The organism is Streptomyces yamdrokensis, from assembly GCF_053890455.1.
In genome coordinates this window covers 2,696,029-2,719,371 of sequence record NZ_CM132679.1, presented here as the reverse complement: position 1 = coordinate 2,719,371, position 23,343 = coordinate 2,696,029, and the positions used below count along the sequence as shown (strand labels likewise).

20 protein-coding genes are annotated in these 23,343 nt (G+C 71.1%); 6 read left to right on the top strand and 14 right to left on the bottom strand.

All coding sequences use genetic code 11. The annotated features are described in order from the left end of the window. Positions 1-144 precede the first annotated feature (144 nt). The 3 genes from ACWZEH_RS11650 to ACWZEH_RS11640 form a co-directional block, all read right to left on the bottom strand. Positions 145-945: a sugar phosphate isomerase/epimerase family protein gene (locus ACWZEH_RS11650; protein ID WP_456198001.1), complete on the bottom strand. Its 801-nt coding sequence runs from the start codon at positions 943-945 to the stop codon at positions 145-147. A gap of 11 nt (positions 946-956) precedes the next feature. Continuing rightward, a complete protein-coding gene (locus tag ACWZEH_RS11645) occupies positions 957-1,490 on the bottom strand; it encodes a dihydrofolate reductase family protein (protein WP_456198000.1) in 534 nt (177 codons plus the stop codon). A 390-nt stretch (positions 1,491-1,880) separates the two neighbouring features. Further along, a complete protein-coding gene (locus ACWZEH_RS11640) occupies positions 1,881-2,927 on the bottom strand; it encodes a LacI family DNA-binding transcriptional regulator (protein ID WP_456197999.1) in 1,047 nt (348 codons plus the stop codon). A gap of 311 nt (positions 2,928-3,238) precedes the next feature. Here ACWZEH_RS11640 and ACWZEH_RS11635 point away from each other — a divergent pair, with 311 nt between their 5' ends. From ACWZEH_RS11635 to ACWZEH_RS11620, 4 genes are all read left to right on the top strand, one after another. Further along, on the top strand, positions 3,239-4,390 hold the full coding sequence (locus ACWZEH_RS11635; RefSeq protein ID WP_456197998.1) for a Gfo/Idh/MocA family protein: 1,152 nt from the start codon (positions 3,239-3,241) through the stop codon (positions 4,388-4,390). Next, a complete protein-coding gene (locus tag ACWZEH_RS11630) occupies positions 4,387-5,538 on the top strand; it encodes a dihydrodipicolinate synthase family protein (RefSeq protein WP_456197997.1) in 1,152 nt (383 codons plus the stop codon). The genes ACWZEH_RS11635 and ACWZEH_RS11630 overlap by 4 nt, the downstream gene beginning before the upstream one ends. A 41-nt stretch (positions 5,539-5,579) precedes the next feature. After that, the gene (locus tag ACWZEH_RS11625) at positions 5,580-6,380 is read left to right on the top strand and encodes a sugar phosphate isomerase/epimerase family protein (protein ID WP_456199549.1); all 801 of its coding nucleotides are present in this window, start codon (positions 5,580-5,582) and stop codon (positions 6,378-6,380) included. A 497-nt stretch (positions 6,381-6,877) separates the two neighbouring features. Next, positions 6,878-7,531, top strand: a complete 654-nt coding sequence (locus tag ACWZEH_RS11620) for a DUF7691 family protein (protein WP_456197996.1) — start codon at positions 6,878-6,880, stop codon at positions 7,529-7,531. 96 nt (positions 7,532-7,627) lie between these two features. Here the strand turns inward: ACWZEH_RS11620 and rbsD are convergent, their stop codons facing one another. From rbsD to ACWZEH_RS11570, 10 genes are all read right to left on the bottom strand, one after another. Further along, on the bottom strand, positions 7,628-8,017 hold the full coding sequence (gene rbsD, locus ACWZEH_RS11615) for a D-ribose pyranase (RefSeq protein WP_456197995.1): 390 nt from the start codon (positions 8,015-8,017) through the stop codon (positions 7,628-7,630). Continuing rightward, positions 8,014-8,919 carry a ribokinase gene (locus ACWZEH_RS11610; RefSeq protein WP_456197994.1) on the bottom strand — a complete coding sequence of 302 codons (906 nt, stop codon included), beginning with the start codon at positions 8,917-8,919 and terminating at the stop codon, positions 8,014-8,016. The genes rbsD and ACWZEH_RS11610 overlap by 4 nt, the downstream gene beginning before the upstream one ends. 76 nt (positions 8,920-8,995) lie before the next feature. After that, the gene (locus ACWZEH_RS11605) at positions 8,996-10,951 is read right to left on the bottom strand and encodes an ABC transporter permease/substrate-binding protein (RefSeq protein WP_456197993.1); all 1,956 of its coding nucleotides are present in this window, start codon (positions 10,949-10,951) and stop codon (positions 8,996-8,998) included. After that, positions 10,941-12,506 (bottom strand): sugar ABC transporter ATP-binding protein, encoded by a 1,566-nt coding sequence (locus tag ACWZEH_RS11600; RefSeq protein WP_456197992.1) that lies wholly within the window; start codon positions 12,504-12,506, stop codon positions 10,941-10,943. The genes ACWZEH_RS11605 and ACWZEH_RS11600 overlap by 11 nt, the downstream gene beginning before the upstream one ends. Beyond that, entirely contained in the window at positions 12,503-13,606 is a 1,104-nt protein-coding gene (locus tag ACWZEH_RS11595; protein ID WP_456197991.1) for a LacI family DNA-binding transcriptional regulator, read from the bottom strand. Before ACWZEH_RS11595 ends, ACWZEH_RS11600 begins: the two co-directional genes overlap by 4 nt. A gap of 417 nt (positions 13,607-14,023) precedes the next feature. After that, entirely contained in the window at positions 14,024-15,424 is a 1,401-nt protein-coding gene (locus tag ACWZEH_RS11590) for an FAD-dependent oxidoreductase (protein ID WP_456197990.1), read from the bottom strand. Then, a complete protein-coding gene (locus tag ACWZEH_RS11585) occupies positions 15,417-16,607 on the bottom strand; it encodes an MAB_1171c family putative transporter (RefSeq protein ID WP_456197989.1) in 1,191 nt (396 codons plus the stop codon). The genes ACWZEH_RS11590 and ACWZEH_RS11585 overlap by 8 nt, the downstream gene beginning before the upstream one ends. Beyond that, positions 16,604-17,215, bottom strand: a complete 612-nt coding sequence (locus ACWZEH_RS11580; RefSeq protein WP_456197988.1) for a toxin — start codon at positions 17,213-17,215, stop codon at positions 16,604-16,606. The genes ACWZEH_RS11585 and ACWZEH_RS11580 overlap by 4 nt, the downstream gene beginning before the upstream one ends. Next, entirely contained in the window at positions 17,212-17,706 is a 495-nt protein-coding gene (locus ACWZEH_RS11575; protein ID WP_456197987.1) for a hypothetical protein, read from the bottom strand. Before ACWZEH_RS11575 ends, ACWZEH_RS11580 begins: the two co-directional genes overlap by 4 nt. A gap of 582 nt (positions 17,707-18,288) precedes the next feature. Continuing rightward, complete coding sequence (locus ACWZEH_RS11570; RefSeq protein WP_456197986.1) at positions 18,289-18,795, bottom strand: CGNR zinc finger domain-containing protein; 507 nt, start codon at positions 18,793-18,795, stop codon at positions 18,289-18,291. A 108-nt stretch (positions 18,796-18,903) separates the two neighbouring features. Here ACWZEH_RS11570 and ACWZEH_RS11565 point away from each other — a divergent pair, with 108 nt between their 5' ends. After that, positions 18,904-19,779, top strand: a complete 876-nt coding sequence (locus tag ACWZEH_RS11565; protein WP_456197985.1) for an alpha/beta fold hydrolase — start codon at positions 18,904-18,906, stop codon at positions 19,777-19,779. A 444-nt stretch (positions 19,780-20,223) separates the two neighbouring features. Here the strand turns inward: ACWZEH_RS11565 and ACWZEH_RS11560 are convergent, their stop codons facing one another. After that, positions 20,224-20,796 carry a Uma2 family endonuclease gene (locus ACWZEH_RS11560; protein ID WP_456197984.1) on the bottom strand — a complete coding sequence of 191 codons (573 nt, stop codon included), beginning with the start codon at positions 20,794-20,796 and terminating at the stop codon, positions 20,224-20,226. Positions 20,797-20,865: 69 nt separating this feature from the next. Here ACWZEH_RS11560 and recD2 point away from each other — a divergent pair, with 69 nt between their 5' ends. Beyond that, the gene (recD2, locus tag ACWZEH_RS11555) at positions 20,866-23,118 is read left to right on the top strand and encodes an SF1B family DNA helicase RecD2 (protein WP_456197983.1); all 2,253 of its coding nucleotides are present in this window, start codon (positions 20,866-20,868) and stop codon (positions 23,116-23,118) included. Positions 23,119-23,343: the final 225 nt, after the last annotated feature.

Here is a 23,343-nt window from a genome sequence, read left to right as displayed (position 1 = left end):
GGGCGTGCGGGGCTTGCGGCGGGGTGGTCCGGTTCGGTGGCCGGGTGGCCGGGAGCAGCGGGCCCGGCCGCAGAGCCGCCGGCCCGCCGACGGGGGCCCGTCGGCAGGCCGGGGTGCCGGGTCGGCCGACGTGACGGGAGCCGGTTACGCCGAGTCGTTGAGGAGGCGGGAGAGGTGGGCCCGGCCGGGACCGAGGAGGTCGGGGAGCGGGGCGGCCTCCTCGTACCAGCGCTTCTCGTACTCCCAGCAGAGCCAGCCGTCCCAGCCGTGGCGGGAGAGGATCTCCACGCAGTCGGCCAGCGGGAGGATGCCCTCACCGAGGGGGAGCGGGGTGGTGTCCTCGGTGGAGGCGATGTCCTTGACCTGGACGTAGCCGAGGTGGGGGGAGAGGGCCGCGTGGCTCTCCGCGGGCTGCTCACCGCCCATCCAGGTGTGCATCACGTCCCAGAGGGCGCCCACCTGGCGGTGGCCCACGAGGCCGAGGATCCGCATCGCGTCGGCGCCGGTGCGGTGGGAGTCGTGGTTCTCCAGCAGGATGCGCACGTCGAGGTCGGTCGCGTACTCGGCGGCCGTGCCCAGCCGCCGGGCGGCCGTCGCGTCGGCTTCTTCGGGGGTCTGCTCGGGGGAGCCGCCCGGGAAGACCCGGATGTAGGGGGCGCCGAGGTCGCGGGCGAGGTCGAGGAGGGCGCGGAGCTCCGCGACGACGGCCTCGTCGTCGCCCGGCGCGGCGACCCTGGTGTAGCCCGCGACGCTCAGGATCTCGATGCCGGCCGCCTTGAACTCGGCGGCCACATCGGCCCGTTCGGCGGGGGAGAGACCGGGATGGACCGGTTCCTCGGGGTGCGCGCGCACTTCGACGCCGTGGTAGCCGTGCGCGGTCGCGAGACGCAGTACGTCGGCCATCGGAAGGCCGGGGACACCGAGGGTGGAGAACGCCAGCTTCATGAAAACGGACCCTACCCGGGACCCGCGCGGTCACTCCCCCCTCGCCGCTCCTCGCCACTCCGGTGTCGCGCGAGGGTTCGGGGGCGCCGGTCCGGTCGTGCGGGCGGTGGCGCCCCCGTCCGGGGACCCCAGGCTCCGGCGGGCGCCTTTGTGGCGCGGCGGCAGACGCACACCTGGGCGCCGGACTTCGCGGTCTTCGCCGAGGCCGGCTCGAACGGGCGCTTCGCGCCGTCCATGGGGAAGACCGACCTGCCGCCGCCCAGGACCACCGGCATGACGAGGAGCCGGAGTTCGTCCACCAGGTCCTCGCCCGGCAGGGTGCGGGCGAGCGTGGGTCTGCCCATCGTCACGAGGTCGCCGCCCTCGGCCGCGCGCAGCTCCCGGATGCGGGCGACGGCCTCCCCGGCGGGAAGGAGCCGGCTGTTGTTCCGGATGAGGCCGGACTCGCCGAGGGCGCCGGAGACGACGTGCTTCGGCAGGCCGTTGATCCGGTCGGCTGGGGGTCCCCCGCTAGCGGGGGAGGGCCCCCAACCTGCCGGGGCCACGCCTCGGCCGTGGTCTGCCAGGTGCGGCGCCCGTACAGGAGCCCCTCGGTTTCTCCAGCGCCGCGTCGAAGGCGCCGCCGAGGACCTCCGGACCGAAGTGGGCGTGCGACCAGCCCCGCCGTGGGCGAAACCGCCGTCGGTGTCCTCCTCGGGACCGCCGGGGGCCTGCACGACACCGTCGAGGCCGATGGACTCGGTGATCACGATCCGCACGGCTGCCACTCCTGTTGTCCGCTCGTCCGCTCGTCCGCTGAGGCGGTGACGGAAGTGCGGACCGACAGTAGCGGCGGTAGCGGCGGTAGCGGCGGGACTCATCGCCGCCGTCGGCAACCGCGTACTCCGACCGGGCGGCACAGGTACCGGCGTCGGCGCGGACACCGGCCCGCAGCCTCACACCCGAGGCGCCCCCGAGGACCCCCGCACCATCAACTCGCCCCGCACGGAGGCGATCCCCCCGGGCGGCGACTCCTCGCGGCCCATCGCGATGCGGCCGGCCCGCGCCCCCGCCTCGGCGAGCGGCAGGCGCACCGTCGTCAGGGCGGGCACCGCGTCGATGCTGAACGGCAGGTCGTCGAAACCGGCGACCGACACGTCGTCGGGGATCTTCCGGCCGGAGTCCCGCAGCGCCGCGCACGCGCCCAGCGCGACGGAGTCGTTCGCCGCGACCACCGCCGTCAACTCGGGGTCCCTGCGCAGGAGCTCGAGGGCGGCCTCGTAGCCGGAGCGGCGGTCGTAGCGGCCGTGGACGGTCCAGCGGGGATCCTCCTCGATGCCGTGCGCGGCGAGCGCGGCCCGGTGCCCTTCGAGGCGGTGGCGGGTGGTGGTGCGCTCCTGCGGGCCCGCGACGTAGCCGAGGCGGCGGTGACCGAGCCCGATCAGATGCTCGGTGAGTTCCCGGCCGCCGCCGCGGTTGTCGAAGGTCAGCGCGATCGCCCCGGTGTCCGGTGCCGGCGGCCGGCCGCACAGCACCACCCGGGTCCCGGCCTCCGCCAGCCTGCGCAGCTTCGCGTCCATCGCCGCCCGGTGCGGGACGTCCTCGATGGCACCGCCGGTCAGCACCACCGCCGCGGCCCGCTGCCGCTGGAGCAGCGTCAGATACGTCAGTTCGCGCTCCGGGGAGCCGCCCGTGTTGCACACGACCGCGAGTCTCTCCCCGCCGGCCCGCCCGCCCGGCCCTCCGATCTCGCCCTGGATCGCGCTCGCCATGATCCCGAAGAAGGGGTCGGCGATGTCGTTCACCAGGATGCCCACCAGGTCGGAGGTGGCGGCTGCCAGGGCACTCGCGGGGCCGTTGAGCACGTAGTCGAGTTCGTCCACGGCCTTCAGCACCCGCTCGCGGGTGGAAGCCGCCACGGGATAGTTCCCGTTCAGCACGCGCGACACCGTCGCGGGGGAGACCTGCGCGCGGGCCGCCACGTCCGCCAGGGTCACCGTCATCTCTCGTCCTCCGGTCGCGCATCTCGTCGTATCGGCGCCGGCCGCGGTGCCCGGGCGCGTCCGGGCACGGAACCCGATGTCCCGCCCCCGACCAGACCCTATGGCCCCGCGTCCACTTGTTCGCCCCCTCGAACAAGTCGGGTTCGCCATGGTCTTGTCCGGACCGCCGTTCAGAGGCTAGCTTCTAGATACATAGAAAGCGCTTGCTGTGACGTTCACCGGACCCGTCGCGCGTCGGCCGCCACTCGCCGGCCGACGCGTGACGGGTGGGGCGTACGCGGCGCGCGGGGACCGCGTACGAAGGGAACGACGTGACACGCAAGACGGTGCGTATCGCCATGAACGGTGTGACGGGACGGATGGGTTACCGGCAACACCTCGTCCGCTCCATCCTGGCCCTGCGCGAGCAGGGCGGCCTCGACCTCGGTGACGGCACCGTGCTGTGGCCGGAGCCGGTCCTGGTCGGCCGCCGGGAGCACGCGCTGCGCGCGCTGGCCGAGCGGCACGGCCTGGAGCACGTCTCCACCGACCTGGACGCGGTGCTCGCCGACGAGAGCATCGACATCTACTTCGACGCCCAGGTCACCTCCGCCCGCGAGGAGGCCCTCACCAAGGCGATCGCGGCCGGCAAGCACGTCTACACCGAGAAGCCGACCGCCACCGGCCTCGACGGCGCCCTGGAACTGGCCCGGCTGGCGAACGCCGCCGGAATCAAGCACGGCGTGGTGCAGGACAAGCTGTTCCTGCCGGGCCTGCTCAAACTGAAGCGGCTCATCGACGGCGGCTTCTTCGGCCGGATCCTGTCGGTGCGCGGCGAGTTCGGCTACTGGGTCTTCGAGGGCGACTGGCAGGACGCGCAGCGCCCGTCCTGGAACTACCGCGCCGAGGACGGCGGCGGCATCGTCGTCGACATGTTCCCGCACTGGGAGTACGTGCTGCACGAGCTGTTCGGCCGCGTGCGCTCCGTCCAGGCCCTGACCGCCACCCACGTCCCGCAGCGCTGGGACGAGAACGGCAAGCCCTACGACGCCACCGCCGACGACGCCGCCTACGGCGTCTTCGAACTCGAGGGCGGCACCGTCGCCCAGATCAACTCCTCCTGGACGGTCCGCGTCAACCGCGACGAACTCGTCGAGTTCCAGGTCGACGGCACCGAGGGCTCCGCCGTGGCCGGCTTGCGCAACTGCCGCGTCCAGCACCGCTCCGCCACCCCCAAGCCCGTCTGGAACCCGGACATCCCCGCCACCGAGGTCTTCCGCGACCAGTGGCAGGAGGTCCCGGACAACGGCGAGTTCGACAACGGCTTCAAGGCCCAGTGGGAGCTGTTCCTCAGGCACGTCTACGCCGACGCCCCCTACCACTGGGACCTGCTGGCCGGGGCCCGCGGCGTCCAGCTCGCCGAGCTGGGGCTGAGGTCGTCGGCCGAGGGCCGCCGCCTCGACGTACCGGAGATCTCGCTGTGACCATCGAACTGCCCGACGCACAGGGCCGGCTGCGGACCTACGAGCCCCGCGCCGAGCCCCTCGCGTTCACCACCGGAGCCCCCTTCACCTCCCGTACGGTCTTCTCCGCGGCACACGTCGTCGCCGACCCGTACGCCGACACGACCCCCGACTCGCCCGCCGCCGTCGACTGGGACGCCACCCTCGCCTTCCGCCGCCACCTGTGGTCGCACGGCCTGGGCGTCGCCGAGGCGATGGACACCGCCCAGCGGGGCATGGGCCTGGAATGGGCGGGCGCGGCCGAGCTGATCCGCCGGTCCGCCGCCGAGGCGAAGGCCGTGGGCGGCCGCATCGCCTGCGGCGTCGGCACCGACCAGCTCGCCACGGGCACGCTCGAGGAGGTGCGGGCGGCCTACGAGGAACAGCTCCTGCTCGTCGAGGAGTCGGGCGCGCAGGCCATCCTGATGGCGTCCCGCGCCCTGGCCGCCGCGGCCCGCTCCCCCGAGGACTACCTCGAGATGTACGGGTACCTGCTGCGCCAGTCCGCCGAGCCGGTGATCCTGCACTGGCTCGGCCCGATGTTCGACCCGGCGCTGGAGGGCTACTGGGGCTCGTCGGACCTGGACGCGGCCACCGAGACCTTCCTGGAGGTCATCGCCGCCCACCCCGACAAGGTCGACGGCATCAAGGTCTCGCTGCTGGACGCCGGCCGTGAGGTCGCCCTGCGCCGCCGCCTGCCGCAGGGCGTGCGCTGCTACACCGGCGACGACTTCCACTACCCCGAGCTGATCGCGGGCGACGAACAGGGCTTCAGCCACGCCCTGCTCGGCATCTTCGACCCGCTCGGCCCGCTGGCGGCCCAGGCCGTCCGCGCCCTGGACACCGGGGACACGGCGGGCTTCCGCGCCCTGCTCGACCCGACGGTGGAGCTGAGCCGGCACCTCTTCCAGGCACCCACCCGCTTCTACAAGACGGGCGTGGTGTTCCTGGCCTGGCTGGCCGGCCACCAGAGCCACTTCGCCATGGTCGGCGGCCTGCAGTCGGCCCGCTCGCTGCCGCACCTCGCCCGCGCCTACGAACTCGCCGACGGAATCGGCCTGTTCCCCGACCCGAAGCTCGCCGAGGACCGCATGCGGACCCTGCTGCACCTGTACGGAGTGACCCCGTGACCGAGTCCGACAACGCTCTCGCGCGTTTCAGCGTCAACCAGATGACGGTCAAGCAGCTGTCCCTGCCGGAACTCGTCGACGGCTGCCGCGACCTGGGCATCCCGGCCGTCGGCCTGTGGCGCGAACCCGTCCAGGCCTACGGCGTGGACGCGGCGGCGAAACTGGTCCGGGACGCGGGCCTCACGGTGACGACCCTGTGCCGCGGCGGTTTCCTCACCGCGACCGACCCCGCCGAGCGGGCCGCGGCCCTGGCCGACAACCGCCGCGCCGTCGACGAGGCCGCCACCCTGGGCACCGACACCCTGGTCCTGGTCTCCGGCGGCCTCCCGGCGGGCTCCAAGGACCTGCGCGGCGCCCGCGAACGCATCGCGGACGCCCTGGCGGAGCTGGGCCCGTACGCCGAGGAGCACGGGGTGCGCCTCGCCATCGAGCCGCTGCACCCCATGTACGCCTCCGACCGCTGCGTGGTCTCCACCCTCGCGCAGGCCCTCGACCTCGCCGAACGGTTCCCGGCCCGGCAGGTCGGCGTCACCGTCGACACGTACCACATCTGGTGGGACGACACGGCGCCCGCGCAGATCGCCCGCGCCGGCGCCCAGGACCGCATCCACACCTTCCAGCTCGCCGACTGGACCACCCCGCTGCCCGAGGGCGTCCTCAACGGCCGCGGCCAGATCGGCGACGGGAGCATCGACATGCGGGAGTGGCAGGGCCACGTGGAGGCGGCCGGCTACACCGGCGCCATCGAGGTCGAACTCTTCAACGACGTCCTGTGGGCCAGGGACGGCCGCGAGGTCCTGGCGGAGACGGCACGGAGGTTCACGGAGAACGTCCGGCCGTGAGCGGTGAGCGGTGAGCGGTAAGAGGTGAGCGGCGACCCGGGTCCTGTACCCCGTGACCCGGGTCCCGCCCGAGGCGCCGCCGGCGCGCAGGACGACGTCAGGCCTCCGCCTCCGTCTCCGCCCCCGTCGTCGACGGTCCGCGAACACCTTGCCGCCCTGCGGGCCGGCACCGCCGAACCGGGCCGGGCCGGGATCCCGGGCCCCCGCACGGTCACTTCGTGGATCATGCGGTCGCGTGAAGCGCCCACCGAGAGCCGGACCGACCGGCTGCTCCAGGTCCGTCTCGCCGGCCCGGACATCACCCGGGCCCGCGACCCCGCCCGAGCGTTCGCCGATCTGGTCCGCCACCAACGCGGATACAACACTCAAGCGAGCGATGTACGGCCGGGCCTCGTTCGAACTCCTCCGGACCCGCGTCCTCTCTCACCGATGAGAATCCGTGAGAGAGGCCCTGTCCGCCGAGTCGGATGTCAGTGGTGGCTGACAGCATTGCGATCATGAGCCGGATCATTTCGTACAGCACAGCCGACAAGGCCGACGTCCTGGGCTTTCTCGGAGCCGCCGGAAACCTCACGTCCGACCAGCAGCGCATCCTCGGCAGGGTGCGCGAGAGGGCGCAGAGAAGCCAACTGGAACTCGACCGCCAGGGCATCGACTGGGGTCTGTCGATCCCTGACGCCCTCGAACACCTCCTGGCCGGTCACGCGAGTTCGAACGCGGAGTACGCGGCCGGCGCCTACTACCGTGCCCTTCAGCACATCATCGACTGCAACGCGTCCGACCCCTCCGACCTGGGCGTGTACTCCAAGCCGTCCACCTTCTTCGGCCTCGTCGACGAAGAACTGCGCCGCCTGGAGGTGAGCGCTGATCTGCTGCTGCACGAGCACCTGTTCTCGGGGCCACCGAAGGAGATCCCCTTCCACATCCCCCACCCCGTGGACGGCCCGCACATCGGCATGCTCCCGTTGGCCAAGGCCAAGCCCGCTGCCGACGCCTACCGTGCCGTGCTGGACCGCATGGAAGAGGGACTCCGGTACGACATCCAAGAACTCATCGAGAAGCTCGAGTTCGAGCACGACGAATGGGAGTACTCGACGAAGAACATCGACTGGTACACCCAGGACACCATCTTCTTCTCCATCACCGGATGATCGATCGGGACGCGGCACCCTGTCGTCGCCCACCTCGGGGGCGACGACAGGCTGCGGGCGTCACGGAACCGCGGACAGAGCCTCGCGGGCCGTCCCTCAGAAGAACACCCCGCACCGCAGCAGCACGTTCGCGTACGGCCGGGCCTCCCCGGTGCGGACGACGAGCCGGGCGCCGGCGGTCAGTTCCTTGAGCCGTTCGTGCGGGACCAGGGCGAGATCGGGGAAGTGGCCCGCCAGCAGCTCCGCGGCCGCCGGGTTGGCCTGCCGGATCTCGGTCGCGGCCGTCGCGCCCTCGATCACCAGCTCGGCCAGCAGCCCCTCCAGCACCTCCGCGAAGGACGGCACCCCGGCACGGAACGCCAGGTCCACCACGCGCGGCCCGTCCGGGATGGGCATGCCCGCGTCGCACACCAGCACCCGGTCCGTGTGGCCCAGTTCGGCCAGCGCGGCGCTGAGGTGCCGGTTCAGGATTCCGCCCTTCCTCACAGCGCCGCGACCTCCTCCGCGGTCGGGAAGGACACCTGCGCGCCCTCCTTGGTGACCGTCGCCGCCCCCACCCGGGCCGCGTACGCCGCCGCGTCGGGCAGGGACTCGCCGAGGCCCAGCCGCCAGGCCAGCGCGGCGGTGAACGAGTCGCCCGCGCCCGTGGTGTCCACGGCGCGCACCTTCACGGAGGGGATACGGGTGACCCCGTCGGACGAGGCCACCAGCGCGCCCTCGCCGCCCAGCGTCACCACCACCGAACGGGGCCCCTTGGCGAGCAGCAGCCGCGCCCAGTCCTCGGGCCCCTCACCGGCATGTGCCGCCTCGCCGAGGATCACCTTCGCCTCGTGCTCGTTGACGATCAGCGGGTCGCACGCCGCCAGCACCTCCCCCGGCAGCGGCCGCGGCGGCGACGGGTTCAGCACGAACCGGCTGTCCGGCGCCAGCGAGCGCACCACCTCCACCACCGTCTCCAGCGGGATCTCCAGCTGCGTGGAAACCACCCTCGCGGCGTGGAAGAGGCTCCCGGCGGCCCGTACGTCACCGGGCGTCAGCCGGCCGTTGGCGCCCGGCGAGACGACGATGCTGTTGTCCCCGGACGGGTCCACCGTGATCAGCGCGACGCCGGTCGGCGCCCCGCCCACCAGCACACCCACCGTGTCCACCCCGGCCGCCCGCTGCGAGTCCAGCAGCAGCCGCCCGTGCGCGTCGTCGCCGACCCGGGCCAGCAGGGCCGTACGGGCGCCGAGCCGGGCGGCGGCGACCGCCTGGTTCGCGCCCTTGCCTCCCGGGTGGACGGCCAGGTCGGAGCCGAGCACCGTCTCCCCGGCATCCGGCCGGCGCTCGACGCCGATCACCAGGTCGGCGTTGGCCGACCCCACGACCAGCAGGTCGTAGTCGTACATGGAATGGCTCCCCACATGGTCGCTTCGGGGGCGGGCGGTCGTCACGACCGCCCGCCCCCGTTGATGATCCTCGGTGTCAGCCGCTGAACTCGGCCACGTTCTCCTTCGTGACCACCTTCACCGGAACCATCACCGTCTCGTCGAGCTTCCTGCCCTCGGCGGCGCGCAGTGCGTTGTCCACCGCGATCCTGCCCAGTTCGCGCGGCTGCTGCGCGACGGACGCGTACAGCGTGCCCTGCTCGACCGCCTTGAGGCCGTCCGGCGTGCCGTCGAAGCCGACGACCCGGACGGACTTCCCGGCCTTGGAGCCGAGCGCCTTGATCGCGCCGAGCGCCATCTCGTCGTTCTCGGCGAACACGCCGTCGATGTCGGGGTGGGCCTGGAGCAGGTTCGTCATCACGTCGAGGCCCTTGGTGCGGTCGAAGTCCGCGGGCTGCTTGGCGACGACCTTGATGCCCGGGTACTCCTTGAGGCCCTCGGCGAAGCCGGAGCCGCGCTCGCGGCTGGCGGAGGTGCCGGCCTGGCCCTGGAGGATCACGATCGTGCCCTTGCCGCCCAGCTTCTCGGCGAGTGCCTCGGCGCCCTGCCGGCCGCCGGCCACGTTGTCGGAGGCGACCAGCGCGGACGTCTCGGCCTTGTTGACGCCGCGGTCCACGGCGACGACCGGGATGTCCGACTCGTTGGCGGAGCGCACCGCGGGTCCCGCCGCGTCCGAGTCCACCGGGTTGACGATGATCGCGTCGAGGCTGCCGCTGGTGAAGTTCTGCAGCTGGTTGGCCTGCTGGGAGGCGTCGTTCTGCGCGTCGGTGACGGTCAGGTCGAGGCCCTGCTTCTTCGCCTCAGCCTCCGCACCGTCCCGGATCTGCACGAAGAACGGGTTGTTGAGGGTCGACACGGACAGGCCGACCTTCTGCGCCTTCGCCTCCGAGGAGCCGTTGTGCAGGAAGGACAGCGCGCCGACGACCGCCGCCGCGACCACCGCGGCGAGCAGATAGGTCGCCGCCTGCTTCTTCCGGTCGCCCCCGCCCGTCGCACCGGACGCGGTCGGGGTCGCCCCCGCCTTGCGGCGCAGCGTGTCCAGGAGCACGGCCAGCGCGATGACCACGCCGATCACGACCTGCTGCCAGAACGCCGACACGGAGAGGAGGTTGAGGCCGTTGCGCAGCACCGCCAGGATCAGCGCGCCGATCAGCGTCCCGGACGCCTTGCCGGTGCCGCCCGCGAGGGAGGCGCCGCCGATGACGACGGCGGCGATCGCGTCGAGTTCGTAGCCCTGCGCGGCCTGCGGCTGCGCGGAGGACAGCCGGGAGGCGAGGACGATGCCCGCGGCGGCGGCGAACAGGCCGGAGAGCGCGTAGATGGCGAGCTTCTGCTTCTTCACCCGCAGCCCGGACAGCCGGGCCGCCTCCTCGTTGCCGCCGATGGCGTACATGGAGCGGCCGATGTACGTACGGCCGAGGATGAATGCCGTGATCAGGCCCATGACGATCATCACGAGCACCGGCACTGGCAGCCAGCCGCCGAGGGTGTCGCCGAGGTGCGAGACGGAGTCGGGGAACGGGATCGGGGAGCCCTGGGAGATCACCAGGGACAGACCGCGGGCCACCGACAGCATGGCGAGTGTCGCGATGAACGACGGCAGCTTGCCGTACGACACCAGGATGCCGTTGACCAGGCCGCACGCGATGCCGGTGGCGATGGCCAGCAGCACCGCCAGGGGCACCGGGACGCCCTCGGACGTGGCGCTCCAGGCGAGGACGGTGGCCGACAGGGCGGCGACCGAACCGACCGACAGGTCGATGCCCGCGGAGACGATCACGAAGGTGACGCCGAAGGCGAGGATCGCGACGACCGCCGCCTGCACACCGATGTTGAGCAGGTTGTCGGCCGTCAGGAAGTCGCCGGACAGCGCCGACATCGCGATGACGAGGACGATGAGCGCGGTGAGCGCCCCGTTGTCGAGCAGGAGGCGGCGCAGGCCGCCCGAGGAGGCGCTCCTGCCCCCCGAGCTCTTGAGCGTGTCAGTGGCCACGGGGGGCCTCCTTGCCGTTCTTGTCGTTCTTGTCGTTCTTGTCGGTCTGGTCGTTCTTGTCGGTGGGGCCGGTGCCGACCGCGAGGGCCATCACCGCGTCCTGCGTGGCGTCCTCGGCCGGGAGTTCGCCCGCGATCCGGCCCTGGGCCATCACCAGCACCCGGTCGCTCATGCCCAGCACCTCGGGCAGGTCGCTGGAGATCATCAGCACGGCGGCGCCGGCCGCGGTGAGTTCGTTGATCAGCTGGTAGATCTCGACCTTGGCGCCGACGTCGATCCCGCGCGTCGGCTCGTCGAGGATCAGCACCCTGGTGTCGGCGAGCAGCCACTTGCCGATGACGACCTTCTGCTGGTTGCCGCCGGAGAGCGTGCGCACGTGCTGGCCGAGGCCCGCCATCCGCACCCCGAGCTGCTCGGCGATCCGGGCCGCCGCGGCGCGCTGGCCCCTGAGGTCGACGAGCCCCGCGCGGGTGGCCGAACGCAGCGTGACCAGGCCCAGGTTCTCCTCCACCGAGGCGTCCAGGACGAGGCCCTGGCCCTTGCGGTCCTCGGGGACGAGCCCCATCCCGGCCGTCATCGCCGCGTTGACGTCGTGGCCGCGCAGGGAACTGCCCGCGACGTGCACGGTCCCGCTGTCGTACGGGTCGGCGCCGAACACCGCGCGGACGACCTCGGTACGGCCCGCGCCGACCAGGCCCGCGATGCCGACGACCTCACCGGCGTGCACCTGGAAGCTCACGTCGTGGAAGACGCCGTCACGGGTGAGGCCCTCGACCCGCAGCAGGGTGTCACCGGTGGCGGGCCGCCGGCGCGGGTACTGCTGCTCGATGGACCGGCCCACCATGAGGCGGACGAGTTCGTCCTCGGGCGTGGTGGCCGGGACCTGGCCGACGCTGCGGCCGTCCCGGATGACCGTGACCCGGTCGCCGAGGGCGGCGATCTCCTCCAGGTGGTGCGTGATGAACACGACGCCCACGCCGTCCTCGCGCAGCCTGCGCACGATGGAGAAGAGCTTGTCGACCTCCTCGGAGGTCAGCACGGCGGTCGGCTCGTCCATGATCAGTACCCGCGTGTCCAGGCTCAGCGCCTTCGCGATCTCGACCATCTGCAGCCGTGCGATGCCGAGTTCGCGGACCCGCGCGGACGGCGACACGTTCACGCCGACCCGCTCCAGGAGGACGGCGGCGTCGGCCTCCATCCTCTTGCGGTCGATCATCCCGAAGCGGCGCGGCTGCCGCCCCAGGAAGATGTTCTCGGCGACCGTCAGATCGGGTACGAGGTTGAACTCCTGGTAGATGGTGGCGATGCCGAGGCGCTCGGAGTCCTGCGCACCGTGGATGCGCACCTCCTCGCCGCCGACCAGGATGCGGCCCTCGTCGGGCGTGTAGGCGCCGGACAGCATCTTGATGAGGGTGCTCTTGCCCGCGCCGTTCTCACCGAGCAGCACGTGCACCTCGCCCCGGCGCAGGTCGAAGTCGACACCGTCGAGGGCGACCACGCCCGGGAAGGTCTTGCGGATGCCCTCGATGCGCAGCAACTCGTCCGGGTCGCTCACGACGTACTCCTTCGTACGGGGGACTGGGTGGGGGTCTGCTGTCCGGGGGCCGGTGGGTCGGATTCCGGCGGCTCGGGTGCCGGTGGTCGGTGGGCCGGCGGTCGTTGGGCAGGTTCGCCGCACGAGCGGCGGACGACGAGCCGGGCGGGGAGGGTGACGGACTCGCCGGGCCGCCCCTCGATCCGGTCGACCAGCGCGCGCACGGCGGCCCGCCCGAGGTCGCCCGTGGGCTGGGCGATCGCGGTGACCGGCGGATCGGTGTGCACGAACCAGGGGATGTCGTCGAACGCGGCGAGCCCGATGTCCTCGGGAACCCGCAGCCCGCGCGCGCGTACGGCGTCCAGCGCGCCGAGCGCCATCAGGTTGTCGGCGGCGAAGACGACCTCGGGCGGCTCGGGCAGCGCGAGGAAGCCCTCGGTGACCCGGCGCCCGCTGTCGGCCTGGAAGTCGCCCTGGCCGATGTAGACCTCGGGGAGGGGGAGCCCGTACGCGCCGAGCGCCTCGCGGAAGGCGTCGACGCGCTCGCGTCCGGTCGTCGTGGCGGCCGGCCCCGCGATGATCGCGAGCCGGCGGTGCCCGAGCCCGTACAGGTGCGCCACGAGGTCCCGTACGGCGGCCCGCCCGTCCGACCGGACCACGGGCACGTCCACGCCCGGGATCCAGCGGTCGACGAAGACCATCGGCGTCCCCGCGCGGGCGGCGTCCAGCATCCGTGGCGAACCGCCGTCGGTGGGGGAGACCAGCAGCCCGTCGATCCGGCGGTCCAGCAGGGTCGTGACGTGGTGGTCCTGGAGGTCGGGCCGCTCGTCGGCGTTGCCGATGATGACGCTGTAGCCCAGCGCGCGGGCCTCCTCCTCGACGGAGCGGGCCAGCTCGGTGAAGTACGGGTTCATCACGTCGCTGATGACCAGGCCGAGGGTCCGGGTCTGGTCGGTGCGCAGCGACCGGGCGACGGCGTTCGGGCGGTAACCCAGCGTCTCGACGGCGGCCAGCACCCGCTCGCGCGCGGCCGCGCTGACCGACGGATGGCCGTTCAGGACACGCGACACCGTGGCGACGGACACGCCCGCCTCGGCGGCGACGTCCTTGATGCCCGCCATCGCCCCCACCTCCTCGTGGAATCGATTACACCTGCTGTGCACCAAGGATTGGAATCGATTACACGAAGGGAAACAAGGGGGTGCGGGTGGCCGAAATCGAATCGTGACCGGGGTGCGGGCCGCCGTGGGCGCCCTCCCACGACGGGCCGGAACCGAGCACCGCCGGCCGGTGTCGTGATGCTCATGGAGCACGGCGGGAGCACGGCGGGAGCACGATGGGTGAGGAACCGACGTGGGCGGAGGCAGTGCTGAACCTCGTCCTCATGGCGTCGATTCCCACGGCGTCGGGGGAGCGGTGATCCTTAATGATCGGCGTGTGGTGGCGGGACCTGCCCGAACGGTTCGGGCAGTGGAGACCGTCTGTGAACGCCACCGGCCGTAGTCGCCCTGCCTGCCTTGCCGCAGTGGCGCACCGGACTACGGAATAGCGGTCTTCCGCTCCGCTTCCGTAAGAGGTGGGCCCTGCAGGTGCGGCTTCTTCGGGCCGAAGAGCATAGGGACGAGCATGTCGGACGAGAACAAGCGGATGGCAGGTTTCTCCAGGCTCATGACGTCCAGGAGTGCTGCCATGGCGCGCGGGTTGCCCGCACCGGTTTCAACGGCTTTGTCGACGAAGCGTGCCAGGAGGCGTTCGACGGTGTTGGGGCGGGCGTCGGCCGCTCCCGGGTAGAAGGCGTCCTGGCCGACGGCCAGGTTCCAGGCGGCGGCAACAGGCCGAGCGGCGGCGCGCTGGAGACGGCGTGCGAGGCCAGGGCTTTCGAGCTCGGCCGTGCGGAGCAGGTCGCGGACGGCGAGAGCGCACTGGGCGGCCACCGTGAGGCCGTGGCCGTAGACGGGGTTGTATCCGGCGATGGCGTCACCGAGGACGACGAAGCCGTCCGGCCAGCGTTTGGCCTGCTCGTAGTAGCGGCGGTGGTTGGCTGTGGCGCGGGTGGTGCATACGTCCCCGAGGGGCTGAGCGTCTTTGATCAGCTCGCCGATGACGGGTTCGTCCAGGCCGAGTGCGAAGTCGACGAAGGCGTCGGGGTCGCCGGTGGGTTCGCCGCCGCGGGTGCCGGAGAGGGTGACGATCCAGCGGTTTGCCTCGATGGGCAGGATGATGCCGCCCCGCCCCGGTGCCTTGGCCGGGTTGGCCTGCACGTTGATGAGGGGGAAGTTGATGTCCCTGGTCGTGCCCGGGGCTCGGTAGAGACGGGTTGCGTAGGCGACGCCGGCGTTCACCTCGCGCTCGGCGACGGCCGGCAGTCCCAGATCCATGAGCCACTGTGGTGCGCGAGAGCCTCGGCCGGAGGCGTCGATGACCAGGTCCGCGGAGAGAGCGAGTTCCTCCTCGCCGGTGCGGATGTGGATGCCGGTGACGCGCGTGGCGTCTCCTTGAAGACGGAGTGCGGTGGTCTCCTGGCGGAGCGTGATGCGTTCGTCGGCCAGGACGCGGTCGCGCAGGACGAAGTCGAACAGGTCGCGAGAGCACACCAGGTTGCGGTGGTGGGTGGCCAGGAAGCGGCGGAACCACACCTCATTGGGTGCTCGGGAGACCATGTCACCCATGATGTGCACCAGGCGGCCGCCGTGGGCGACCACCTCCTCGGTGAAGCCCGGCAGGAGGCTGCCGAAGGCCTTGACCCCGCCACTCCACACCAGGTGGGCGTGGCGTGCCTGGGGGACGCCGCGGCGTGGTCGGGGTCCGTCGGGCAGGCGGTCGCGTTCGACGATGGTGACATCGGCGAAGTCGGTGAGAGCCGCAGCGGTGAAGAGGCCGGCGGCGCTGGCACCGATGACCACGGCGGTGGGCCGGCGGGGGGTGGGTATCTCAGGCATGGCTGTTCGTGCTTTCTGTGGTGGTTGCCTTCTGGCGGATGTCTTCGACGGTGTGGGGATGGTGCAGAGCGATGGCGACGTCTTCGATGTGGTCGCTCACGGCCGGGCCCAGGGGCAGGGCTTGGGGGTGTGCGGGTGGTGGTCCACCTCTTCGGTGGGCGTCGATGGCGGCGCGGATCGTTATGGCTCCTGCGATGCCCCGCGCCTTCCGGGGGCCATGTGCGGCTTGTGCCGCTTGACAGGCCTTCTGGTGGAGGGCCGCGTCGAAGTAGGGGTTGAGCACACGCAGGGCGTCGTGGATGCGCTGCTGGCGTTGCACGAGCCGTAGGTCGAGGGGAGCCCACAACCCGAAGCGTGCTTTGGCTGCCGACGGGGCGAGGACGCGGACCGCACGCCATAACGGGCGCAGTCGGTGGTAGTCGCGTTGGTCGCGGAGCCACTTCTGCAGGAACGGTCCGGCTTGGGGAACGATGAAGCCGAGTGCGACGAGTGCGGCCTCCAGGAGCGCGAACGGTGGTGCCGCCTGAGTACTGAGCATGTCCCAATCGCGCCCTGCCCAGCGGGCACTGATCGCGGCCAGCTTTGCCGCGTCGAAAATGAGCCCTGAGGCGAAACCCAGTTGCAGGAACACGACTCCTGCCTTCAGCCAGCGGTTGACGACCTCGGGAAACCACTTCCAGAGCATGGAGGCGGCCACGAGGGAGGAGACCATGTGCGCGGCGATGTAGAGCAAGATGTGTTCGCGCATCCAGGGGGTGCCGGCGTAGTAGGTGTCCAGGTCGTAGACGCGTGCCGTCGGCACGTCGGCGAGGAGGAACGTCAGCCACAGGACGGCGATGATGCCGGCGTAGGTCCAGTAGACGCGGCGCATTCTGCGCCGGCGTTTGTCGGAGGGTTCCTCCCGCCAGCGCATGATCATGGTCAGGCCGGTGGCACAGAACGCGGTGAGGAACGAGTAGGCCCAGGGGGCGGCGATGTTCGGTATGCCGGTGAGGACGTTGAGACGCTCGATGTTGACCGGGGTAATGACGACGAGAACGGCGGTGGCCCAGGTCAGCAGGAGGGTCGTGGCCCGGACATCGGGGTCGCGTGAGGCCCGTAGGAACGTCGGGAACTTCAGTACGAGGGCCAGTGCCAGCAGTGCGGTGGGCAGGATGTAGGGAACGTGGAAGGAGGGATTCATGACAGGATGCGTCCGCCGCGGTTACTCAGCGACAGGTTGATGCGTCCTTCCACGGTGGCCGGATTGACCGGGCCCTGCGCGTAGCGGCCCTTCATCCATGTGCGGACTTCACGGCCGAAAAGCAATCCGAACGTCTCGGCGTCCACCTCGTGGTCGTGGGCTGATCCGGCGCGGGCCGCAACGGCAAGGAATGCGTCGCGGGGCACCTCGTGCGCCGTGAGGATCTGCTCGACGGCCCGTTGCATATCCCCAGTTGTCCGATCTGCGGTCGGCGCGCGGGCAGCCGCCGGCATCCCTGCGACGTGGTGACCGCAGTCGCCCTGCTCCTCGTGCCACAGCTCGTGGCCGAGGATGACCAACTGGGCTTCAGGCACCGTATGTTCCTCCACGACGATGATGGAGTGATCCCCGCAGTCCAGGCGCATGCCGGAGACGGGGATGTCGGGCGGGAAGGCCCGGAAGACGAGGCGGATCGGCCGACCGGTGCGTAAGGTCATGGCCTTGCAGAACGCTCCCATGACGTCCCGTGGTTCGGCGGGTCTGTGAAGGGACCGCGCCGCGTGCCGGCCCAGTACGGTGAGCAGAGACTTCATGGCCTTGGTGCTCACTGTCTGTGGTCTCCTTCCGGAGGCACCACCGACCGCAGAACGCCTTCGAGGAGACGCTCCAACTGCTCGCGGGTCAGGGAGCCGTGCACACGCAGATCCGTCGACTTCACGCCGTAGCGGTCCATCAGGGCGAGCACGGGGTCACCCTCGGGGTCTTCGAGACCGTGCAGGAGAGGGAGCAGGGCACGGTTGAGGGCGTCGGTGGCCGACGCGGTGAAGAACCCCTCTCCTCCGTCGACCTCGAAGTACTCGACGAGCCCGTGGAGAAGCTCGATACTGGGTACTTTCCTGCCGTCGCAGACTTGACGGACCCAGTACTCGGACACACCCAGGTGTTTGGAGACTTCCGCGGCCAGATCCGACATGCGCCTGCCCGTTGCCGCCAGATTGGCCTGGGCCAGCGTCTTGAGACGCGTCCGAACCCGGTCGTTGACCGTGTCGACCGGCGGCGTACCGCCTTCGAGCAGGAGGCGGACGGTGGACTCGGGCAAGGACGTTTTGACCGACAGTGCAGCCGGATCAAGGAACTCCGGCCACTCCAGGCCCTGTTCTGCAGCAAGTGTCCCAAGGCGCTCCAGCGTCTCGGGGAGAGGCGGGACTGGTTCCACCGAATGTGCTCCTGAGGTCTGGGGCCTTATGGGGAGCGTGCGAGTGGAAGCCTAGCCACTCCACCCCCGGCACTCAACGATAGTTTTCGGCTATACAACGATCGTTGAGACCCGTTGTTCGCGCATGGCGCCGTCCGGGATCGCGAAGGCGGGGCGTCCGGCCACCGGGCCGGAGCGTTTTCGAGCTGCATCCTGCCCGTCCTGCTGTAGTGGAGAGCCGCGCGCACAAGCGCCTGAATCGGACGGAACCGATGGCTGCCCGTCCTTCCTGGGTGCCGGGCAGCAGGCATCGGAGCGGAGCGGATCGGCTCGCACGCACAGCTCGTGGCCGGGGCTTTTGCTCACCTCGGGCCTGAACCGGGCCCGGTGCGCTCTCCTGTCCTCCGTGCAGTGCGGAGTGTGCCCCGGCTGCGCCGGTTGCCGTGACCGCCCGGGCCGATGTGCGAGCGCCGACTCGCCGGCGCTCTACTCGGGTCGTGGGGTCTCGCGCGTCCGAGCCTGGTGCCGGCGGGCTTTGAGCCGGTTTCCGCAGGTCTTCATCGAGCACCACCGTGCGGTGTTGGCGCGGCTGCGGTCCAGGAGGAAGAGGCGGCATTCGGGGTTCTCGCACGGCCGCAGACGGCCGGGCATGCGCTCCTTGACGTCCGCCCACGCGAGCACGAGTTCCACGGCGAGCCTGCGCTCCGGCGGCACCTCCAGGTGCCACTCGATGCCCGACGCGCCGGGCTGCGGGACTTTGCGAACGCCTGCGAGGACCCGGCGCAGCCGGGGCTCCGCCGGCGTGCCCGACGCCACCGCCTGGAGCGCGTCCCGGGCGGTGCGCAGCCACCGGCGCTCCTCGTCGCCGCCGGGACCCCCGTGCTCCCGCGCCCACCTGTCCACCTCGTGGTCGTCGTCCCACAGGTCCTGGCGTCGGCCCTCTGTGACAGGGGTGCTGTTCAGCGCCTGCATCAGGGCTTGGTCGTCCAGCACGGCCCTCACCTTCCCACCTAACTCCATCAAGTTGTTTGACAGGTTACTCCAGGAGCGGTCTACTGGGCACCGAAGGGTAACCCCCAAGAGGCATTGAAGGAGTTAGTCATGGCTGAGGTCCGCCACCAGTACGCGACAGTGCGGGGACATCGCGTCTTCTACCGCGAGGCAGGACCCCGCGAGGCGCCCACGCTCGTACTCCTGCACGGATTCCCCTCCAGTTCACGCATGTTCCGCCACCTCGTTCCGGCGCTGGCCGATCGATTCCACGTCATCGCCCCCGACCACCTCGGCTTCGGCAACTCCGACACCCCGGCCGTGGACGAGTTCACCTACACCTTCGACTCCCTGACCGACATCACCGAAGCCCTTCTGGCCCAGCTCGGCGTCACCCGCTACGCCCTGTACGTCCAGGACTACGGCGCCCCCATCGGCTGGCGGCTGGCCCTGCGCGCCCCGGACGCGATCACCGCGGTGATCACGCAGAGCGGCAACGCCTACGAGGACGGCTTCGTACCGGATTTCTGGAAGCCCGTATGGGCGTACGCGGAGAACCCGGGCCCCCGGACCGAACCCGCCGTCCGCGGTGCCCTCTCGCTCGACGCCATCCGCTGGCAGTACCTGCACGGAGTGGACCGACCCGAGCTGGTCGACCCCGACACCTGGGCCGCCGACCACCGCGAGGTCAACCGGCCGGGCAACGACCTCGTGCAGCTCGCCCTGTTCCGCGACTACGCCGGCAACCCGCCCCTCTACCCCCAGGTGCATGCCTACTTCCGGGAACGCCGGGTTCCCCTCCTCGCGGTCTGGGGCGCGAACGACGAGATCTTCGGCCCGGACGGAGCACGCGCCTTCACCAGGGACCTGCCGGACGCGGAGATCCACCTCGTTCCCGGAGGCGGCCACTTCCTGCTCGAAAGCCACCTGGACACCGTGGCCGGGTACATGCGCGGATTCCTGACCGCCACCGCATCACCGGCGTGAAGCCCGCGAAGAGTTCCCGGGGCGGGCGAACAGGCTTTCCGAGGCCGAGGCCCGGCCGCCCCTGCCGCCACCGCCTCGACCGGCGGGCCGGCCGCCGCCCGCATCCGGAAGGGCTCCAGGCGGTTTCGAAGAGGGTGGCCGGCTCGCACCCACGCACCTGCCCCGGTTGCCCTCCCTGGCCAGGGGCTGCCGTCCCCTACGTCGGCGCAGGCCCGCACCAGCGCGAGTCCTCGCCCCGGCTTCAGCTCCTCCCCCGAACCGCCGGAACCGGCGGCTCTGGCGGTTCGGGGTCCGCGTCCCATGCCCCGAGTGGAAGTCGCGGTCTCCCCCCCCGCGTCGCCGTCCGTGACTCGAAGGACCCCACCCGAGCCGCCCTCGCGTTTCCCGCCACCGCCTTCATCGGTTTCCGGGACTACGAGTTCCAGAATTCGAGGTCGCATGGCTTTAGGGGTCCTTGCCGTACCGCCGGAACTCCGACGTCTCCACCGTCCACGGCCCGAACGGCACCGAGTCGCCGAAGATGTACGGCTCCTTACTGCTGTAGCGGCCCTTGCAGGGGTCGGAGTGCACCCGGATCGTTCCGGTGCGTGGGTCGACGATCCTGTAGTGCGGGATGCCCATGGCCGGACAGTCGGCCGGCTTCTCGTCGTAGTCGTTGCTCGGATTGGACGGCGAGACGATTTCGACGACAGCCGGCGCCTGCGTCGCGTCGACGGCGAGGCCTTCTTCGTCGAGGGTGGCCTCGGGAATCACGACGGCATCGGGGCGGCGCATACGGCCGATCGCCGGATGCTCGATCTCGGGGCCGCTCGCGCAGATGTGACCGGGACGGGTGCTGAGGAGTTGCGTGTCCAACTGCTTGCAGACGCGACGGATTGTGCCCTCGCGGCGCTTGGACGGGCACATCATGGCCAGTGTCGGGCCGGACGGCCCGATCTCGACGCTCCAGGCCCCTTCGAGCCGCTCCGCGTATGCCCCGAGGTCTTCGGCGATGGCGCGCATCCTGGCGCAGTCCATGTCCCAAGAGTTATGGGCAAGCCCCCTTCCGGGCCGCCCTTTGTCACACCCCACCGGTACCGTCGGACCATGTCCAACCAGTCCGCAGCGGCCTCGGGCGAACGGCGTCTCGCCACCCTCGAAGGCGTGCTGGAGCGCGTCACGTACTCCAACGAGGAGAACGGCTACACGGTCGCCCGCGTCGACACCGGCAGAGGCGCCGGCGACCTGCTCACGGTCGTCGGGGCGCTGCTCGGCGCGCAGGTGGGCGAGTCACTGCGGATGGAGGGCCGCTGGGGGTCGCACCCGCAGTACGGGAAGCAGTTCCACGTCGAGAACTACACGACGCTGCTCCCGGCCACCGTCCAGGGCATCCGGCGCTACCTCGGCTCCGGGCTGGTCAAGGGCATCGGGCCGGTCTTCGCCGACCGCATCACGCAGCACTTCGGCCTGGACACCCTGGCCGTCATCGAGGAGGAGCCCAAGCGGCTCATCGAGGTCCCCGGCCTCGGGCCCAAGCGGACCAAGAAGATCGCCGACGCCTGGGAGGAGCAGAAGGCGATCAAGGAGGTCATGCTCTTCCTCCAGACCGTCGAGGTGTCGACGTCGATCGCGGTCCGGATCTACAAGAAGTACGGGGACGCCTCGATCTCCGTCGTGAAGAACCAGCCGTACCGGCTGGCGTCCGACGTCTGGGGCATCGGCTTCCTCACCGCAGACAAGATCGCCCAGTCCGTCGGCATCCCGCACGACAGCCCCGACAGGGTCAAGGCAGGCCTGCAGTACGCGCTGTCGCAGGCCACCGACCAGGGCCACTGCTATCTGCCCGAGGAGAAGCTGATCGCCGACGCGGTGAAGCTGCTCCAGGTGGACACCGGGCTCGTCATCGAGTGCCTCGCCGAGCTGGCCGCCGAACCGCAGGAGGGCGAGGACCCCGGAGTCGTACGCGAGAAGATCCCCGATCCGGAGGGCGGCGACCCGGTCACCGCCGTCTATCTCGTCCCTTTCCACCGTGCCGAACTGGCCCTCTCCGCCCAGCTGCTGCGCCTCCTGCGCACCGGGGAGGACCGGATGCCGGGCTTCCGGGACGTCGCCTGGGACAAGGCGCTGACCTGGCTGAAGGGGCGTACCGGGGCCGATCTCGCTCCCGAGCAGGAGGCCGCCGTGAAGCTGGCGCTCACCGAGAAGGTCGCGGTCCTCACCGGCGGCCCCGGCTGCGGCAAGTCCTTCACCGTGCGCTCGATCGTGGAGCTGGCCCGCGCCAGGAAGGCCAAGGTGGTGCTCGCGGCCCCGACCGGCCGCGCCGCCAAGCGCCTGGCCGAGCTGACCGGCGCCGAGGCCTCCACCGTCCACCGCCTGCTGGAGCTCAGGCCCGGGGGCGACGCGGCCTACGACCGGGACCGCCCGCTGGACGCCGACCTGGTGGTGGTCGACGAGGCGTCGATGCTGGACCTGCTCCTGGCCAACAAGCTGGTCAAGGCCGTGGCTCCCGGCGCCCACCTCCTCTTCGTCGGCGACGTGGACCAGCTGCCCAGCGTCGGCGCGGGCGAAGTGCTCCGGGACCTGCTGGCCGACGGCGGCCCCGTCCCCGCCGTCCGTCTCACCCGCGTCTTCCGCCAGGCCCAGCAGTCGGGCGTGGTGACCAACGCGCACCGGATCAACGCCGGACAGCACCCGCTCACCGACGGCATGAAGGACTTCTTCCTCTTCGTCGAGGACGACACGGAGGAGGCGGGCCGGCTCACCGTGGACGTGGCGGCCCGGCGCATCCCGGCGAAGTTCGGGCTCGACCCGCGCCGGGACGTCCAGGTCCTGGCTCCCATGCACCGCGGCCCGGCCGGCGCCGGCACGCTGAACGGCCTGCTCCAGCAGGCCGTCACCCCGGGCCGCCCCGACCTGCCCGAGAAGCGGTTCGGCGGCCGGGTCTTCCGCGTCGGCGACAAGGTCACGCAGATCCGCAACAATTACGAGAAGGGTGAGAACGGGGTCTTCAACGGCACCGTCGGAGTGGTCACCTCTCTCGACCCGGTCGACCAGCGGCTGACGGTGCTGACGGACGAGGACGAGGAGGTGCCGTACGAGTTCGACGAGCTGGACGAGCTGGCCCACGCCTACGCGGTGACCATCCACCGTTCCCAGGGCAGCGAGTACCCGGCCGTCGTCATCCCGGTGACCACGGGGGCCTGGATGATGCTGCAGCGCAACCTGCTCTACACGGCGGTCACCCGCGCCAAGCGGCTGGTCGTCCTCGTCGGCTCCCGCAGGGCGATCGGGCAGGCGGTGCGCACGGTCTCGGCCGGCAGGCGCTGTACGGCGCTCGACTTCCGGCTCGCGGGCGCCTGAACCGTCGTTGTTGCGGCCCTTCGTCCCCACCCCGGAAGAAAAATGATCGATCAAACGAGTCGGGAACGTCACAGGAGCCTTCCGGAAGGGGAACGCAAGAGGCAGGATGGGCAAGTTGGCGGCACTCAGTGCCGTCGATAGGCCCGATGGTCGACCCCGAGTGCACTCTCCTGAGCCAAGTGGGGGATGGTAGAGGCAGTCAGGGCACCTCGAAGATGAGGCACT

What these genes read in the sequence shown, in the direction of transcription:
- ACWZEH_RS11595 (WP_456197991.1), bottom strand. Translation starts at nt 13,606, where the DNA reads ATGGCGGGCATCAAGGACGTCGCCGCCGAGGCGGGCGTGTCCGTCGCC.
- ACWZEH_RS11610 (WP_456197994.1), bottom strand. Translation starts at nt 8,919, where the DNA reads ATGTACGACTACGACCTGCTGGTCGTGGGGTCGGCCAACGCCGACCTG.
- ACWZEH_RS11640 (WP_456197999.1), bottom strand. Translation starts at nt 2,927, where the DNA reads ATGACGGTGACCCTGGCGGACGTGGCGGCCCGCGCGCAGGTCTCCCCC.
- recD2 (WP_456197983.1), top strand. Translation starts at nt 20,866, where the DNA reads ATGTCCAACCAGTCCGCAGCGGCCTCGGGCGAACGGCGTCTCGCCACC.
- ACWZEH_RS11560 (WP_456197984.1), bottom strand. Translation starts at nt 20,796, where the DNA reads ATGGACTGCGCCAGGATGCGCGCCATCGCCGAAGACCTCGGGGCATAC.
- ACWZEH_RS11565 (WP_456197985.1), top strand. Translation starts at nt 18,904, where the DNA reads ATGGCTGAGGTCCGCCACCAGTACGCGACAGTGCGGGGACATCGCGTC.
- ACWZEH_RS11625 (WP_456199549.1), top strand. Translation starts at nt 5,580, where the DNA reads ATGACGGTCAAGCAGCTGTCCCTGCCGGAACTCGTCGACGGCTGCCGC.
- ACWZEH_RS11585 (WP_456197989.1), bottom strand. Translation starts at nt 16,607, where the DNA reads ATGAATCCCTCCTTCCACGTTCCCTACATCCTGCCCACCGCACTGCTG.
- ACWZEH_RS11650 (WP_456198001.1), bottom strand. Translation starts at nt 945, where the DNA reads ATGAAGCTGGCGTTCTCCACCCTCGGTGTCCCCGGCCTTCCGATGGCC.
- ACWZEH_RS11620 (WP_456197996.1), top strand. Translation starts at nt 6,878, where the DNA reads ATGAGCCGGATCATTTCGTACAGCACAGCCGACAAGGCCGACGTCCTG.
- ACWZEH_RS11590 (WP_456197990.1), bottom strand. Translation starts at nt 15,424, where the DNA reads ATGCCTGAGATACCCACCCCCCGCCGGCCCACCGCCGTGGTCATCGGT.